The organism is Saccharospirillum mangrovi (assembly GCF_003367315.1).
Lineage (GTDB): Bacteria > Pseudomonadota > Gammaproteobacteria > Pseudomonadales > Natronospirillaceae > Saccharospirillum > Saccharospirillum mangrovi.
The window spans coordinates 30,188-45,612 of record NZ_CP031415.1 but is presented as its reverse complement, the minus strand read 5'-3'; the positions used below and the strand labels follow the sequence as shown (position 1 = coordinate 45,612).

Sequence of the window (15,425 nt, the reverse complement as noted above, 5' to 3'; positions counted from 1 at the left end):
GACGTTGAAAATCCATCCGCTGAAAAAACCCGGAGAAAGCCTAAACGGTGGCCGTTTGAGTAATCGTTTTGCTGATGGTGGAATTTTTGCCCGAAACGTTTGAAAAAACCGAAATAGCGGGTTGGCTTTAACGAATTGATAAGGGTGTCACATTTTTACGTCTCAACAGGGTGTTCGCTGTGGCAGCGTCTCGGAGTGCCAGGCAGGCAAACTGCGGGGTTTTGTTCACGCCAAAAACAAAAAAAGCGACCCGAAGGCCGCTTTTCTAATGAACCGCAGGCAGACCTCAGTCGCTGGTCTGGCTTTCGGTCATGCTTTCGCGCATGCGCCGGCGCAGCATCGGCCCCACCAAATACGGCAGGACCAAGCCCAACACCGCCAGCGTCCACAAACCGGCCGCCAACGGACTGCCCCACAAGATGGACCAGTCACCGTCCGACAGCACCATGGCGTGGCTCAGGTTCTTCTCCATTTCCGGGCCTAACAGCATGCCGAGAATGATCGGAACCAGGGGTATTTCCAGCTTGCGCAGCAAATAACCGAACACGCCAAAGGCGACCATGAAGTACAGATCGAAGGTGGCGTGGCTGATGGAGTAAATGCCGACAAAGGCGACCATGGTAACCACCGGCAACAAGTACATCGGCGGCACTGACAGCAGCTTCACGAAGAATCCGACCAGCGGAATGTTCAGCAGCAACAGCACAAAGTTACCGATCAACAAGGCGGCAATGACGCCCCATACGATGTCGGCATTCTGAGTAAACATCAGCGGGCCGGGCGTGATGTTCAGCGAGATCAACATCGCCAACAACACCGCCGTGGTGCCACTGCCGGGTACACCCAGCGTCAACATCGGCACCAGCGCTCCGGATGAAGCACCATTGTTACCGGCTTCCGGTGCGGCAACACCACGCGGATCGCCTTCACCGAAGTGACCGCGCTTGCCCAGGTACTGCTTCTCCAGCGTGTAGCTGATGAAGCTGCCCAGGGAAGCGCCGGCGCCTGGCAATACACCGGCGATAAAACCGAGAATGCCGCCGCGAACGGTGGTTGGCAGGGTGTCGAGGATGTCTTTGGGACGCAGCGACAGCTTGCCAACCTGGATCAGCTTGCGACCGGCGCCGGCCCGTTCTTCGATGAACAGCATCAACTCAGAAATGGCGAACAGACCGACGATGGCGAGAATGAAATCGACGCCTTCGTACAGTTTGAGCACACCAAAGGTGTAGCGCTGCGTGCCGGTGGCCATTTCAATGCCGACGGTCGAGATCATGATGCCCAGCGTTGCTGCGATCACGGTCTTGACCGGGTTCTTGCCGGTTATGCCACCCAGGGTCGCAAAAGCCAGCACGAACAGGGCGAAGTATTCCGCCGGGCCAAAGGTCAGGGCGAAACGCGCCAACACCGGGGCCAACAGAATCAGGCCCAGCGTTCCGATCAGGCCACCCATAAAGGAAGCAATCGCCGAAATCGCCAGCGCTTCTGCGGCTTTGCCTTTTTGCGCCATCGGATAGCCGTCCAGACAGGTCATCATCGCCGGCTCGTCGCCGGGAATGTTGAGCAGAATGGAGGAGATACGACCGCCATACATGGCACCGGCGTAGACCGCGGTGAGCAAAATCATGGCGGTATCGGCCGATAACCCCAGCGTGAATGCCAGAGGAATCAGAATGGCTACGCCGTTGGCCGGGCCCAAACCCGGCAGGGCGCCGATCAGGGTTCCGACGAAGGCGCCGAACAGCGCGAACATCAGGTTTTGCGGCTGCAACGCAACAGCAAAGCCCTGCATCAGAAAGTTCAGTGTGTCCATCGTTCAAGCTCCAACAGACCGCCTGGTAACGACAATTCCAGCAGATGGTTGAACAGGACAAACACCAGCACAGCACCGATGAAACCGGTCAGGTAGGCATTCTTGACGGGCGCACCCATGCGCCAGCACAGCGTGCCGACGGCCAGGGTTGTCGACAGAATAAAGCCCAGCCATTCGAGCAACACGGCGTAGGCAATCAGGATCAGTACGGCGACCGCCAATTCCATCAGCGTGCGGCTGGCCGGCCAGTGGGTATCCGGATCGGGTTTGGCGATCAGATAGCAACTGCACAGCGCCAGCACCACCGACAGAATGGTCGGAAAAGTCTGCGGTCCAACCGCCTCATGGCCGCCAAAAGGTGGCGGCCATTGTTGGGCGGCCCAACCGTAGGCTACGGCCAGGACCAGCAGGACCAGGCCGAGCAAACGATCTCCGCGTGCTGTCATCTCAGCAATCCGATCTCGCGTGACAGTTGTTCGATGTCAGCTACTTGAGCGCGGACGAAGCTTTCGAACTCGTTAGCCGGCGGGTGGAACGGAATCAGACCGTTGCGAGCCATAACATCTTTCCACTCGTCGCTGGCGTACAGCTCGTCGATGGCGTTAACCCAGTAAGCCTGAGCTTCCGCATCGGCATCGGCCGGCATGTAGAAACCGCGCCAGTTCGGACCCAGTGCATCGATGCCTTGCTCACGTGCGGTCGGGATGTTGGCAAAACGGCCCGGCAGACGGTCTTCAGCCAGTACGGCCAACACACGCAGATCACCCGATTCGATGAAACCAGTCGCTTCACTGATGTCGCCAGTGAAGGCATCAACATGGCCGCCGATGACCTGAGTCATGGCTTCGCCACCGTTGTTGTACGACAGGTACGGAATGCGCGGCAGGTTTTCAACGCCTGCAGCTTTGGCGGCGATCAGGGCTTTCAGGTGATCCCAGCCACCGTTGGCGCTGCCACCGGCGAACTTAACGGAACGCGGGTCGGCTTTCAGCGCGTCCATCAACTGGTTCAGGTTTTCGTATTTTGAGTCGTTAGCGACTGCGATGACGCCGTAGTCCGCGCCCAGAGCGCCAACCCACTTAACCATGTCCGCGTTCATGCCCGGGAATTGCTGCTGGGCCAGACGCGTGGTGGTAGCGGTGGACGCTGCGACCAGCAGTTGGTCGTCGCTGCCGCGCTTACTGACAGTGTGCGCGAAAGCAACACCGCCACCGGCACCGGCCATGTTGGTGGTCTGAACGTTACCCGGCACCATGTCGAGTTCTTCCAGCACCTGACCGACGCTGCGGCAGGTGAAATCCCAGCCGCCGCCCGGGTCTGCCGGTGCAATACATTCGACACGGCCGCTGGGTTCCCAGGCCAAGGTAGTTGCACTGACAGCCAGAGCGGCCAGCATAGAAAGGCTTTGTTTGAGCTTCATTGGGTTGTCCTCTCATTGTTGTTGTAGGCTGACAGTCGCAGCCGGCCATCGGCCGAGGTGCGGCCGTGGCCAGACCGGACGGTAGGTCGAGCAGGGAACCGCCACCAGCTTGTGGACGTAAAACTTTTATCGAATATAAACGCAATATTGTTCATTCTGTTCACGGGTAATGCCCGGACGTATCCGCTAGGCTTGCAGCGCGCCTGGAACTCTGGTTGAACGTGTTTCAATCGGCAATGGATTGCTCCGACTTCCCTTCCATTCACCCACAGCAGCGCGCCTTTTGTGTTCAAAAAACTCAAACTCAAAACCCGCATGATTTTAGCCCTCGGCTTGGTAAGCGCTGTGCAAACCGGCGTCATCGGCGGGTTCGCCTGGCAATACCTGAGCCAGTCGCTGGACGAACAAATCGGCCAGCGCGCGTTGATGGTGGCAAAAACCATCGCGGCCATGCCGACCGTCATCAGCGGCATCGAACAACGAGATACCGACCAGCTGCAACAGCTTAGCCTCAAATTGGCAGAAACCAATGAAGCGCTGTTTATTGTTATTGGCGACGCCAACAACATTCGGTTAGCACACCCCAACCCGGAACGCATTGGCCATTCGATGGCTGACGACGATGGCGACAAAGGCGAAATTGCGCTGCTCGATGGCCGTGCTTACGTCAATAAAGCGCACGGCAGCCTGGGCGAATCGATGCGTGGCAAGGCGCCGGTGTTCGATGCCAGCGGCCGCGACATCATCGGTCTGGTGTCGGTCGGTTATTCGCTGAATCAGGTGCGCGCCACCATCAATCGATACAAACAGGTCTTGGTCGCCGGTATGGCGTTGATGCTGTTGTGCAGTGTGGCGGCCGCCATCATCATCGCCGGGCGTTTCAAGAAGGCCATTTTTGGGTTGGAGCCGGAGCAGATTGCCCGGCTGTTTGAAGAGCTCGATGCGACATTGCAGTCGGTGCGTGAGGGGATCATCGCTGTTAATCGCGACGGCCAGATCACCACGGTTAACCGCACCGCTATCGAAACCCTCGGTCTGGCACCGGATACGCCGCTGATCGGCCGCGAAATCAACGACGTCGTTCCTGAAAGCGGTTTGATGCCGGTACTGGAAAGTGGCGAGCCGCAGTTCGATCAGGAAGTCTGGATGAACGAACGCCACATGATCGTCAACCGCCTGCCGGTGAAACAGGACGGTGAGTTGATCGGCGTGGTGTCGTCGTTCCGGCTGCGCGATGAGCTGGATCAGGTCAGTCGCCAGTTAACCCGCATTCAACAATACGCCGACACGCTGCGCTCACAAACGCACGAATACTCCAACAAATTGCACACCATCGCCGGCCTGATTCAGCTCGGCGCTCAAGATGAAGCCCTGGCGCTGATCGGCAGTGAAGTCAGCGACCATCAGGCGCTGATTCAACTGTTGCTCGAAGCGGTGCCGGACCCGCTGCTCGCCGGTTGCCTGCTGGGCAAATACAACCGCGCCCGGGAAATGGGTTTGCAGTTGATCATCGACCCGGACAGCCGGATGACTGAATTGCCTGATCGTCTGCCGCGCGACCAGTTGGTCAGCGTGGTCGGCAACCTGATCGACAACGCGCTGGAGGCTACGCGCCAGTCACGCCCCGACAGCGGTCAGGTGCATCTGAGCATGACCGATCTGGGCCACGACCTGATTTTTGAAGTCGAAGACCAGGGGCCGGGCGTGCCCAATGAACAACGCGAACGCATTTTCGAGAAAGGCGTGACCACCAAAAACGACACCAATCACGGCTTGGGTCTGCATCTGGTGCGCTCCTTCGTTGCCCGCTGGGGTGGCTCGATTACACTGGAAGTGCTGCAAACCGGCAGCCGCTTCACGTTGTACCTGCCCAAACGGCCGGAGGGGGATGTCTACCGATGAGATTGATTCGCTTGCTGGTGGTCGAGGACGACCCGCAAATCGCGGAAATTCAGCGTCGCTTTGTTGAACGGCTGGAAGCCGTCGAACTCTGTGGCATCGCCCACAACCTGACGGACGCGGAAGATCTGGTCGAGGTGCTTAAGCCGGATTTGATGTTGCTCGATGTGTTCTTTCCCGACGGCAACGGTCTCGATTTGCTGCGCAGCTTGCGCGCCCGTAACGCCAATACCGACATCATCCTGGTCACCGCTGCACGCGAAGTCGATACGCTGCGCTCGGCACTGCACGGCGGCGTGTTCGATTACATTCTCAAACCGCTGGTTTATGAGCGCCTGGAAGAGGCGATGCAGCATTATCGACAGCACCGGGACCGGCTCGACAACCTCGAACGGGTGGCGCAAAAGGAATTGGATGCGTTACTGCCGCGCGGACAAAGCGACATCGGCAACGAGCCGGAACGATTACCCAAAGGCATCGACGCCCTGACGCTCGACACCATTCGCAAAGTGCTGCTCAGCGATGGCCCGTGGAGCGCCGATGCCGTTGGTCAGCGCATCGGCGCATCCCGCACCACCGCCCGCCGCTACCTGGAATATCTGGTCAGTGCCGGCGAGCTGGTTGCAGAAGTAAATTACGGCAGTGTCGGTCGGCCGGAGCGACGCTATCGCCACGAACCGACCGACCTCAGCCGCTGATTACCACTGATAACTCAGGCTGGCCGTCGCCTTGCGCGATTCGCCGTAGTAACACCAGAAATCGCAAGCGGCGACGTAGGTTTCATCGGTCACATTTTTCACGTTGACCTGAGTCTGCCAACCATCGGCAAAGGCGTAACCCGCCATCAAATCAAACAGGGTATAAGCCGGGACGGTTACATCGCCGGCTTCGTACTCGGTTTCACCGACAAAGCGAACGCCACCACCCAACGTCAGACCACGCAGCACTCCTCCGCTGAACGCATAGTCCGCCCACACCGATGCCTGATGTGTCGGAATCAATGCTTCGCCGGTTTTATCGGTGCCGTCGTCGGTATAGGCATCGTTGTAGGTGTAGCTGGCCATCAGTTGCAGTGAATCCGTGACATAGCCAACACCTTCAATTTCCACACCGGTGGCGTGACGGGTGGAACCGTCCTGCACGATTTGGCCGCTGCCGTTGCGCACCAGGGCGTTCTCTTCTTCGATTTTGAATACCGAGACGGTCAGGTAACCATCGACGTCAAACGGCGTCACTTTTACGCCCGCGTCCAATTGATAGCCTTGCGTCGGCTCGTACAGATCGCCATCAATATCGGCGCTGGTAGTGGGTTCGAACGATTCGGTGTAGCTGACGTACGGCGACACACCCTGGTCCGACAGATACATCAAGCCACCGGAGAAGGATGACGCTTCCAGACTGGTCGATTCCGACGTCTCTTTGTTTTCCGTTTCAACCCAGTCATAACGAACGCCGCCTTGCGCCAACCAACGATCGTCCCAGCGCACCTGGTTTTGCAGATAGGCACCGATTTGCTGCTTGGTGACGGAGACGTCACTCAAATCACTGTCGGCCACCGGGGTGTAGTTGCCGTACACCGGGTTGAACAGATCGACGCTACCAAAGGTCGAAAAGTCATCGAAGCTGTTGCCTCTTTTATTAACGTCCTGGACATCCAGACCGACCAGCAAGGTGTTATCCAGCGCACCCAATGACAGTTCGCTGATCAACTGGTTGTCGAGCGTTAGGCTTTTAATGCGACCGTCGCGGTGTACGTGTCCGCGGTTAGCGGTTGAACCGGATGCGTATGAGAAATAGGTCGAGCGCAACAACAGATCCAGTTCGCTGTAACGCGCGTGTTGCTGGAAGCGCAGGCTGTCGCTGAATTCGTGGCTGAACTCGTAACCCAAAGAGGTTTGGGTACGATCATTGGTGTCGTAATCCGGTTCGCCGTAAGAGGTCGACGGATCGATTTCGCCACCGCTGGTGTCAATCGTTCCGGCGATGGGTTTGAAGCCGTTGTACGGAATGGCGTCGTCTTTCTGGACACTCGCCAACAGCGTCAGGCTGGTGGCATCGCTGATGGCCCATTCCAGGCTGGGAGCGACAAACAACCGTTCGCTTTCGGTGTTATCCAGATCGCCATTTTCTGAACGGTAAAGCGCAACCAGGCGGTAGCGAACGTTGTCGTAGTTGCCGAATTGATCCGATTGATCCATGCCCACCTTCAGGTGTTCTCGGTTACCAACCTGAACATCGATGCGGCCTTGGGCTTCGTCAGTCGGGCGTTTGCTTTGCAGGTTAACCAGACCACCCGGTTCGGCTTCACCATAGAGGTTGGACGACGGGCCTTTCAGCAAATCAATCTGTTCCAGACCGTAGGGCTCGGCCACCCAATAGTAGTAGCCGTCTTTGAACACCCGCATGCCGTCCTGGTATGTCGATTGGTCGAAACCACGCACCTTTAACCAGTCGGCATCGTTGTCGCCACCAAACTGGCCGCTGACCACACCGGCACGATAACGAAACGCTTCATCAACCGCCTGAACGTCCTGTTCTTCCAGTTCATCCTGAGACACAACCGATGCCGGTCGCGGGGTTTCGATCAAAGGCGTTTCGACTTTCAACGCGGTGCCCGTCACCACGACGGTGTTCGAGCTGTTGGCGGTTTCTTCCGCAAACGACAAAGACGGTGCCGCCAGGAACACCAGCGGAAAGGCTGACACGGCAACGCGAGTGAATCTCTCGCGTCTGAAAAATACAGGAGTCGACATGAGCACCTCAGCAAAAAATTTCGAACATGGGATTTAGGATTGAATATGCGAATCGACGCGAATGATAAATAGTTGCATTATCGTTCGCAAATCGAATGCATTTTTTGCTTTGGGTGCCCAGTGCTACGCTGGGCCAAATTTCGATTGGACGTATGTAGGTGTTATCGACAGATCAACTGTTGGCGGCTTTTGCCGTTGTAGTGGTAGTAGCCTGGTTCTGGCATCACCTCGGCATTCGTCAACTGGCACTGCGCCATGCGCGACAAGCCACTCGCCGGGCGAATGTTCAACTTCTCGATCAAAGCATTTATTTGCGCAAAATCCGGCTGGTGCGCAGCAACGCCACCCTGCTGGCATTCGAACGCAGCTACGAATTCGAATTCGCCACGCGCGGCGACCGCCGCTACCTCGGCTGGGTGGTATTAACCGGCCGACGACTGACACGCCTGGAACTGCAACCCTACAGCGAAGACCATTGGCTGCAGTGACGCCTGCTGGAATTGGATTTGGGGAAGTGGAGCAAGATTGGTCGGAGAGACAGGATTTGAACGGGCCGGCCATCCGGCTGCGACCCACGGGTCGCGGAGCTTGTGTTGCCAGTCTTAACAAGGGGAAGTATTTGGATTGGTCGGAGAGACAGGATTTGATCCGGCCGGCGCCCCGGCTGCGACCCACGGGTCGCGGAGCTTGTATTGCTAGTCTTAACGAGGGGAAGTATTTGGATTGGTCGGAGAGACAGGATTTGATCCGGCCGGCGCCCCGGCTGCGACCCACGGGTCGCGGAGCTTGTATTGCTAGTCTTAACGAGGGGAAGTATTTGGATTGGTCGGAGAGACAGGATTTGATCCGGCCGGCGCCCCGGCTGCGACCCACGGGTCGCGGAGCTTGTATTGCTAGTCTTAACGAGGGGAAGTATTTGGATTGGTCGGAGAGACAGGATTTGATCCGGCCGGCGCCCCGGCTGCGACCCACGGGTCGCGGAGCTTGTATTGCTAGTCTTAACGAGGGGAAGTATTTGGATTGGTCGGAGAGACAGGATTTGATCCGGCCGGCGCCCCGGCTGCGACCCACGGGTCGCGGAGCTTGTATTGCTAGTCTTAACGAGGGGAAGTATTTGGATTGGTCGGAGAGACAGGATTTGATCCGGCCGGCGCCCCGGCTGCGACCCACGGGTCGCGGAGCTTGTATTGCTAGTCTTAACGAGGGGAAGTATTTGGATTGGTCGGAGAGACAGGATTTGAACCTGCGACCCCTACCTCCCGAAGGTAGTGCTCTACCAAGCTGAGCTACTCTCCGACACTGGATGCCTGGGGTAAGGCAAGTACGCAAGCCCTTGATTTTGCTGACCTTTGCGGTCGAAACGCGGGGGCTGGCGTTTGAGCTGCGCAATAGTACGGAGTCCGCCTCGCGGCGTCAACCGTTGCGCAGCGCCAATTGCCGCCGCCGCTGGCGCTCGGGTATGCTGCCCACTCTTTTCCTCTGGTAACCGGTGCGATGACCGACAGTCGCAGTACTCGCAAACTGGATCGCCTCGATTTGAAAATCCTCAAGGCGCTGCAGGAAAACGCTCGCATCTCTTACGTTGATCTGGCCGAAAAAGTCGGACTCTCGACCACTCCTTGCATGGACCGGGTGAAACGCCTGGAACGTTCTGGCTATATTCAGGGTTACCACGCCAGTATCGATCCGCTGGCGTTGGGGTTGTCGCTGTTGGTGTTCGTCGAAATCACCTTGTCGAATCAATCACCGGAATCCTTTGATGCTTTCCGCGAAGCCGTGGATGGACTCAGTTACGTTCAGGAATGTCATCTGGTATCGGGCCAATCGGACTACCTGATCAAACTGCGTCTGACCGACCTCGCCAGTTATCGCAAGTACTTGGGAGAGATGCTGTTGGCTCTGCCGTACGTGCGGGAATCGAAAAGTTACATCGTGATGGAAGAAGCCAAGCAGACAGCTTTGCTGCCGCTCGACTTAATCAGTCACCGCTTTAAACGTTAGATCCACCATCGTCACACTGCCTTTCACCTTAGGGAGGAACCCAACTGATGAGAACCTGGCAGAAACTGAGTTGGCCACTGGCACTGAGCGCCGCCATCCTGACCGGCTGTACGTCTCTGGATGCCTTTACCGGCCAGAACCAGATTAACAACACCTCACGCGGCGCCATCGCCGGTGGTTTGCTCGGTGCGGTACTGGGTGCTGCCACCGCGCCGAAAGATGAACGCATGCGCCGGGCGTTGATCGGTGCCGGCATTGGCGGCGTCGCCGGCGGCGGCGTTGGCCTGTATATGGATCGTCAGGAAGCGCAACTGCGGCAGGAGCTGGTCGACAGTGGCGTGCAGGTGCGCCGCACCGACGAAGGCCAGATCGATCTGATCATGCCGGGCAACATCACCTTCGACACCAACAGCGCGTCGGTGAAAGCCGAATTCACCAGTACGCTGGAATCGGTCGCTAAGGTGTTGCAGGAATACAAAAACACCCTGGTCACCGTGGAAGGCCATACCGACAGCACCGGCAGCGACAGCTATAACCAATTGTTGTCGGAACAGCGCGCGTCCAGCGTCGCCGAAGTGTTCCTGAAAGCTGGCGTGGCGTATGAACGGATTGCTGCCATTGGTTACGGTGAAAGCCGACCGGTAGCGAGCAACGACACCGACGCCGGCCGTTCGGCTAACCGCCGGGTTGAAATCAGTCTGGAAGCCATCGTCGCGCAGTGAGGATGGCAGACACGCAAAAGGCGGCAACAGCCGCCTTTTTTATGCCCCGACGAAACGCTCAGTCGCTGTAATCGGCTGAGAAATCGTCGTCCGGTGAAATGCTGTTGTTGGCGCCTTTGGCGTAGTAATAACTGGCGGTAAAGGAGAAGGTCGACCGCGCCTTGCCTTCCACTCGGGCCCGGTATTTCAGCCAGAGTTTTTCGCAATCGGTGGTGGCTTCTTTCTCGCCGCGAATCATCTTCAAAAACTGCTCTTCAACTTCATTAACGGCCTGATGCTCACCCACTTCCAATCGACGAAACGTTTCACCCAAACGGCGCAGCATTTCCGCTTCACGGATGGAAAAATCTCCGGAACGTTCCAGGCCATAGGGGTAATGACGATTATCGATAAAGGCTTTGTAGAGGGTGTAGCCTTCTGGGCTGACTGCTTGGGACATGACAACCTCCGCTGTCCTGCTGACTTGCGCGCATTCATAAGGTCTGTACGACCGAGTGTAAAACGAGTAATTTTTGCCGCGTCGATGCAGTCTTTTGATTAATCGAACGAAGCAACCGCGGTCCAGCCATCGACGCAACGACCGCCCAGCCGCGACGTTCCCAGGGCGAGGAGCCAGCCTTGGACCTTCAGCAACTGAAAACCTTTCTGGAAGTCTGCCAAACCCGGCATTTCGGGCACGCCGCCAGCAACCTGTATCTCACCCAATCGGCGGTGAGTTTTCGCATCCGACAATTGGAGAGCCAGTTGGGCGCGGCGCTCTTTGTGCGGCATCGCAACAACCTGCAATTGACCGCCGCTGGCGAGCGGTTCCGTCAGCACGCCGAATCCATCATCACGCGTTGGGAGCAGGCGCGGCTGGATGTTGCCAGTCAGCAGGATCGCGCGCCGACGTTAAGCCTGGCGTCCACGACGGCCATTTGGCAGGCCTGGTTAGGCCCGGCATTGTTGGATCTGCACGATGAACTGGCTGACCGTCATTGGCAGACCGAAACCCTGACGCCAGACCAAATCAGCCGCCGCTTGCTGGAGCGCAGCCTCGACCTCGCCATCTTGCCGGTGCCGTTGAAAGTCGATGAACTGAACAGCCAATTGCTGACTTCATTGCCATTGGTGTTGATCACGCCGGGTGGCGTAACGGCAGAGCAAGCGCTGGAACACAATTTCGTTCACCTGGACTGGGCACCCAACCTGCCAAGCTCGTCTCAACCCGAGCCATTACCGACTGCAAGTTTGCGCACCAGCGATCTGTCGCTCGCCAAACAATGGATAACGCGCAACAACGGCGCGGCGGTTCTGCCCGAATCGTTACTGCAACATGAACAAGTCTCGTGGCAAGGCTGGCCGGAACTCACGCGCACCGAATTGCCACTGTATTTGATTCACCACGCCAGCCATCCCGATCTGGCCAATTTAGCCCCGGTCATCGACTACCTGCTGCAACGCTGATTGATTAGAATCAGCGCTTACTTTCTACTACTTAACTACTTACCCCTTGCCTCCACGGAGTTGCTCGATGAAAGTCGCCATTCTTGAAACCGATGTGTTGCGTGACAACTTAAAGCCGACCTACGTCGGTTACGGCCGCATGTTTCAGGATTTGTTTGGCCGGGTCGGTGCCGATTGGGACATGCCCATTTTCTCGGTCATCAACGGCGAATATCCGGCGACAATCGACGACTTCGATGCCTACCTCATCACTGGCAGCAAACACGACGCCTTTGCCGACGACGACTGGATTGTGCGTTTGCGCGATTACAGCAAGCAGTTGTTCGAAGCGGGCAAACCGCTGCTGGGCATCTGTTTCGGTCACCAGTTGCTGGCACATACTCTGGGCGGACGTGCCGAACGCGCCGATGCCGGTTGGGGTTTGGGGGTGATGCAGTATGAAATGCACGAGCAGCCGGACTTCATCGTTAACGGTGAAAACGGTGCCGACACAAATGGCACGGTCGGCTTGCTGGTCAGCCATCGTGATCAGGTGACCGAACTACCGCCTGGCGCCAAACGATTGTTGAGCAATGGCTTCTGCCCGTTAGCCGCTTTCTACATTCCCGGCCAGGTGCTGTGTTTCCAGGGCCACCCGGAATTCAACAAGGATTACGAACGGGCGTTGCTCGAGTACCGTCAGGACGACGTCAGCCGCGAGCAGATGCAGCGCATTGAAGCCAGCCTGACTGACGAACACGAGGGCGAACGCATTGGCCGCTGGATGAAACAATTCCTCGAACAGGCCGCTCGCTGACCTTTACAGCCGATAACCCGATTGCCAGAGTGGGACGGCTATGTCGGGTTGGAGCCTTTGATGTTATTTCGTTTTCAAGATCGCCTGTTGCGCGTTCTCTATCCAATGAAACCTCTGGCTAACCACTTACTTTGGCTGGGGGTTGTGGTCTTCCCTCTGTGTTTTGCCTTCGCCCTGGTCCGACCGCAGACCTCCACCACCAGCCTTTTTTTGGGTTTCGTCTTCGGACTCGGTCTGGTGTTGTTTGGCATTCTGGTATCGCTGACCCGCCCTGAAGCCCTGCCCAATACCGGCGTGCGCAACCGGCTCAAACGGTTCTGGGAAGCGCTGGTGTTCTGGGGTTGGGTAGGCTGTTTAGGAACGGTGGTGAGTCTGGGACTGAAGGTGTTCAGCTTCGCCGGTTGAATCAGGCGTCCAACCGGTTCGTCGATGCGAAGGCGACCCCGCCTTTCCCCGAGCGTTTGATGTCATACATGGCCTGGTCGGCGTGGTGCATTAAATCGTCCAGACTCTGGCCGTGCTGGTCGTACCAGGCCACGCCAATACTGGCCGACAGACTCAGGGTTTCATCGCCAATGCGCAGCGGCTCTTCAATAACCGACAACAGCCGCTTAATAAAATCGCCCACCTGCTTATCCGGCCGCATTTCATCAATGATGATGATGAATTCATCGCCACCCACCCGCGCAGCAAAATCGGCTTTGCGCAGCGACTGCGACAAACGCTTGCCGAGCAACACCAACACCTGATCGCCGATGCGATGACCGTAGCGGTCGTTAACCGGCTTAAAACCATCCAGATCGATGTACACCAGATAAAAGGTGCAGCGCCGTTCGGCACAATCGCGGATTTTGACATCGACGAATTCAGACAGCAGCCGGCGATTGGGCAAACCCGTCAACGTATCGTGATGCGCCATGTGTTCGATGCGTTCACGCGCCGCTTCGATTTGCGTTTTCTCGTGCGTCAGTGCCTGGTTCAGTTCAAACAGCCGCTGGTGGCTAACGGCATTGCTCAATGTAATGGCGACAAACGGCGCCAGAGATTTCAACAGCTCCAACTCTTCCTGGCTGAAGCGATTGGCAAAGCGGCTTTGCAGTGAGAACAACCCCAATACCTGGTGGTTGTGGATCAGCGGCATAAACAACTGACTGCGCGGCATGATCTGGCTGTCACCAATCCAACTGATACCGGGTTTTTCCGACTCGTCGCCGACAACAATGGGTTCGCCAGTGCAGGCGGTACGAACCGCGCGACTGTCGTGCACTTTATAGGGGATGCAATAGCGGGGGACGGCTTTGCCATTGTCGATGATGCTGACGAATTCCACCGCCCGCTCTCTGGGTCGGTTCAGTGCCAGCGACACAAAATGAACGTCCAGCCGTTCGGATACGATCTCATACAGCTTGGGCGCGATTTCTTCTAACGCTAAGGTCGAAGCCAGTTCGCGCGACAGATCGTTGATCAGATGCAGGCGCGCCTGGGTGGCTTTGAGCAAGCGGTTTTCGTGATCGGTGATTTCGTGTTCCAGGCGTTGTTCATCAATCTTGGCCTGCAGTTGGCGCACTTCGAACTGGCGGCGCATGTCCTGATCCTGCAGTTTGCGCTCAAAATCCAGAGCACGGCGCATCACCCGCATCGCCGCCTGATATTTACCGCCTTCTTCCAAACAGACCGACAACACTTCCAGCGCCCGCAACTGCAACAGACTGAACGCTGGCAAACCGGGGCGCTTCAAGCCTGTGCGCAAGGCGGTGACCGCCAGTGCAAAACGACCTTGGCTGGCGCGCACTTTGGCCAGTTCCAGGTAGGCTGCCAGGCCGGATACGCCTTCCCGATCAAACTCAGGGTGGTCGATTGTTACCAATAATGTGGTTTCGGACTCGACCAACCGGCCTTGTAGACGCTGGCATCGAGCCACCGCAATCAACGCCTGAATTTCCAGATGCCAGTAATTCAATTGCTGAGCGAATTTCAGCGCTGCCCGGCAGCCGAGCAAAGCATCATCGAAGGCGGAACGTTTGGAGTGCAGGTTGGCTTGCAGCAGGGCGGCTTCACCCAGATTTTCCAGCGACACTTCGCGGGTATCACTGCCCAACGCCTGGTTGAGCAACCGTTCGGCGGTATCGAGATCGTCGGTTTGGAAATGCAGTAAGGCCTGATTGAGCAAGGCGGCAAAAATGCCGTTGCTGTTGCCCACCTGTTGGTTCAGTTCCAACGAGCGTTCGTAATAGCGTTCGGCCAGACCGTAACGACCGAGGTTGTAATACGCCATGCCGATGCCGTTGCAAATGCGCATGGTCGGATCGACGGCTTTGAGACGTTCGGCCAGTGCTAGCGCTGAAGAGAAGAGAGTGAGGGCTTGCAGGTATTCGCCCTGGAAGATGAAGCTCCAGCCGGTGTGGAAGTCGAGTTCAATGCTTTCCAGTTCGTTGGGCTCGACCAGCGTTCGAGCCTGGTCAATCAGCGTTTGGGCGGCCAGTGGATCACTGACCATCTGCGTCCAGGCGGTTGCCAGTATTTGTTGGAACTGATCGCCCTCGGTTGTCACTGATTAACTCGTTTTCTGATCATC

Annotated in this window: 14 protein-coding genes and 1 tRNA gene; 8 read left to right on the top strand and 7 right to left on the bottom strand. The window is 57.2% G+C overall.

The window, feature by feature from the left end:
- Positions 1-286 precede the first annotated feature (286 nt).
- Genes DW349_RS00225 through DW349_RS00215 form a run of 3 tightly spaced genes read right to left on the bottom strand, consistent with a single transcriptional unit; the run spans position 287 to position 3,233 of the window.
- Positions 287-1,813 carry a tripartite tricarboxylate transporter permease gene (locus DW349_RS00225; RefSeq protein WP_108125675.1) on the bottom strand — a complete coding sequence of 509 codons (1,527 nt, stop codon included), beginning with the start codon at positions 1,811-1,813 and terminating at the stop codon, positions 287-289.
- On the bottom strand, positions 1,801-2,259 hold the full coding sequence (locus DW349_RS00220; RefSeq protein ID WP_108125674.1) for a tripartite tricarboxylate transporter TctB family protein: 459 nt from the start codon (positions 2,257-2,259) through the stop codon (positions 1,801-1,803). Before DW349_RS00220 ends, DW349_RS00225 begins: the two co-directional genes overlap by 13 nt.
- On the bottom strand, positions 2,256-3,233 hold the full coding sequence (locus DW349_RS00215) for a Bug family tripartite tricarboxylate transporter substrate binding protein (protein ID WP_108125673.1): 978 nt from the start codon (positions 3,231-3,233) through the stop codon (positions 2,256-2,258). The genes DW349_RS00220 and DW349_RS00215 overlap by 4 nt, the downstream gene beginning before the upstream one ends.
- A gap of 315 nt (positions 3,234-3,548) precedes the next feature.
- Here DW349_RS00215 and DW349_RS00210 point away from each other — a divergent pair, with 315 nt between their 5' ends.
- A complete protein-coding gene (locus DW349_RS00210; protein ID WP_108125887.1) occupies positions 3,549-5,135 on the top strand; it encodes an ATP-binding protein in 1,587 nt (528 codons plus the stop codon).
- The gene (locus DW349_RS00205) at positions 5,132-5,830 is read left to right on the top strand and encodes a response regulator (RefSeq protein WP_108125672.1); all 699 of its coding nucleotides are present in this window, start codon (positions 5,132-5,134) and stop codon (positions 5,828-5,830) included. Before DW349_RS00210 ends, DW349_RS00205 begins: the two co-directional genes overlap by 4 nt.
- Here the strand turns inward: DW349_RS00205 and DW349_RS00200 are convergent, their stop codons facing one another.
- Positions 5,831-7,837, bottom strand: a complete 2,007-nt coding sequence (locus DW349_RS00200) for a TonB-dependent siderophore receptor (protein WP_240316945.1) — start codon at positions 7,835-7,837, stop codon at positions 5,831-5,833.
- A 206-nt stretch (positions 7,838-8,043) separates the two neighbouring features.
- On the opposite strand from DW349_RS00200, the gene DW349_RS00195 reads away from it, so the two are divergent.
- Positions 8,044-8,373: a DUF3301 domain-containing protein gene (locus DW349_RS00195; RefSeq protein WP_108125670.1), complete on the top strand. Its 330-nt coding sequence runs from the start codon at positions 8,044-8,046 to the stop codon at positions 8,371-8,373.
- 731 nt (positions 8,374-9,104) lie between these two features.
- On the opposite strand, the gene DW349_RS00190 is transcribed toward DW349_RS00195, so the two are convergent.
- A tRNA-Pro gene (locus DW349_RS00190) sits at positions 9,105-9,181 on the bottom strand.
- Positions 9,182-9,379: 198 nt separating this feature from the next.
- Between DW349_RS00190 and DW349_RS00185 the strand changes: the two genes are divergently transcribed.
- Together DW349_RS00185 and DW349_RS00180 are read left to right on the top strand one after the other, a co-directional pair.
- The gene (locus DW349_RS00185) at positions 9,380-9,886 is read left to right on the top strand and encodes a winged helix-turn-helix transcriptional regulator (protein WP_108126630.1); all 507 of its coding nucleotides are present in this window, start codon (positions 9,380-9,382) and stop codon (positions 9,884-9,886) included.
- Positions 9,887-9,933: 47 nt separating this feature from the next.
- Positions 9,934-10,608 carry a YiaD family glycine zipper/OmpA-like lipoprotein gene (locus DW349_RS00180; protein WP_108126629.1) on the top strand — a complete coding sequence of 225 codons (675 nt, stop codon included), beginning with the start codon at positions 9,934-9,936 and terminating at the stop codon, positions 10,606-10,608.
- A 58-nt stretch (positions 10,609-10,666) separates the two neighbouring features.
- On the opposite strand, the gene DW349_RS00175 is transcribed toward DW349_RS00180, so the two are convergent.
- A complete protein-coding gene (locus tag DW349_RS00175; protein WP_108126628.1) occupies positions 10,667-11,047 on the bottom strand; it encodes a MaoP family protein in 381 nt (126 codons plus the stop codon).
- 179 nt (positions 11,048-11,226) lie between these two features.
- Between DW349_RS00175 and DW349_RS00170 the strand changes: the two genes are divergently transcribed.
- From DW349_RS00170 to DW349_RS00160, 3 genes are all read left to right on the top strand, one after another.
- Entirely contained in the window at positions 11,227-12,054 is an 828-nt protein-coding gene (locus DW349_RS00170; protein ID WP_108126627.1) for a LysR family transcriptional regulator, read from the top strand.
- A 67-nt stretch (positions 12,055-12,121) separates the two neighbouring features.
- Positions 12,122-12,850, top strand: a complete 729-nt coding sequence (locus tag DW349_RS00165) for a glutamine amidotransferase-related protein (protein WP_108126626.1) — start codon at positions 12,122-12,124, stop codon at positions 12,848-12,850.
- A gap of 60 nt (positions 12,851-12,910) precedes the next feature.
- Positions 12,911-13,255, top strand: a complete 345-nt coding sequence (locus tag DW349_RS00160) for a hypothetical protein (protein WP_108126625.1) — start codon at positions 12,911-12,913, stop codon at positions 13,253-13,255.
- Position 13,256: 1 nt separating this feature from the next.
- Here DW349_RS00160 and DW349_RS00155 read toward each other — a convergent pair whose 3' ends face one another.
- Positions 13,257-15,401: a diguanylate cyclase domain-containing protein gene (locus DW349_RS00155; protein ID WP_108126624.1), complete on the bottom strand. Its 2,145-nt coding sequence runs from the start codon at positions 15,399-15,401 to the stop codon at positions 13,257-13,259.
- Between the last annotated feature and the right edge of the window lie 24 nt (positions 15,402-15,425).

Excerpts from the sequence above, each read along its gene's own strand:
- DW349_RS00225 (WP_108125675.1), bottom strand. The coding sequence starts at position 1,813 with ATGGACACACTGAACTTTCTGATGCAGGGCTTTGCTGTTGCGTTGCAG.
- DW349_RS00220 (WP_108125674.1), bottom strand. The coding sequence starts at position 2,259 with ATGACAGCACGCGGAGATCGTTTGCTCGGCCTGGTCCTGCTGGTCCTG.
- DW349_RS00215 (WP_108125673.1), bottom strand. The coding sequence starts at position 3,233 with ATGAAGCTCAAACAAAGCCTTTCTATGCTGGCCGCTCTGGCTGTCAGT.
- DW349_RS00210 (WP_108125887.1), top strand. The coding sequence starts at position 3,549 with ATGATTTTAGCCCTCGGCTTGGTAAGCGCTGTGCAAACCGGCGTCATC.
- DW349_RS00205 (WP_108125672.1), top strand. The coding sequence starts at position 5,132 with ATGAGATTGATTCGCTTGCTGGTGGTCGAGGACGACCCGCAAATCGCG.
- DW349_RS00185 (WP_108126630.1), top strand. The coding sequence starts at position 9,380 with ATGACCGACAGTCGCAGTACTCGCAAACTGGATCGCCTCGATTTGAAA.
- DW349_RS00180 (WP_108126629.1), top strand. The coding sequence starts at position 9,934 with ATGAGAACCTGGCAGAAACTGAGTTGGCCACTGGCACTGAGCGCCGCC.
- DW349_RS00175 (WP_108126628.1), bottom strand. The coding sequence starts at position 11,047 with ATGTCCCAAGCAGTCAGCCCAGAAGGCTACACCCTCTACAAAGCCTTT.
- DW349_RS00165 (WP_108126626.1), top strand. The coding sequence starts at position 12,122 with ATGAAAGTCGCCATTCTTGAAACCGATGTGTTGCGTGACAACTTAAAG.
- DW349_RS00160 (WP_108126625.1), top strand. The coding sequence starts at position 12,911 with ATGTTATTTCGTTTTCAAGATCGCCTGTTGCGCGTTCTCTATCCAATG.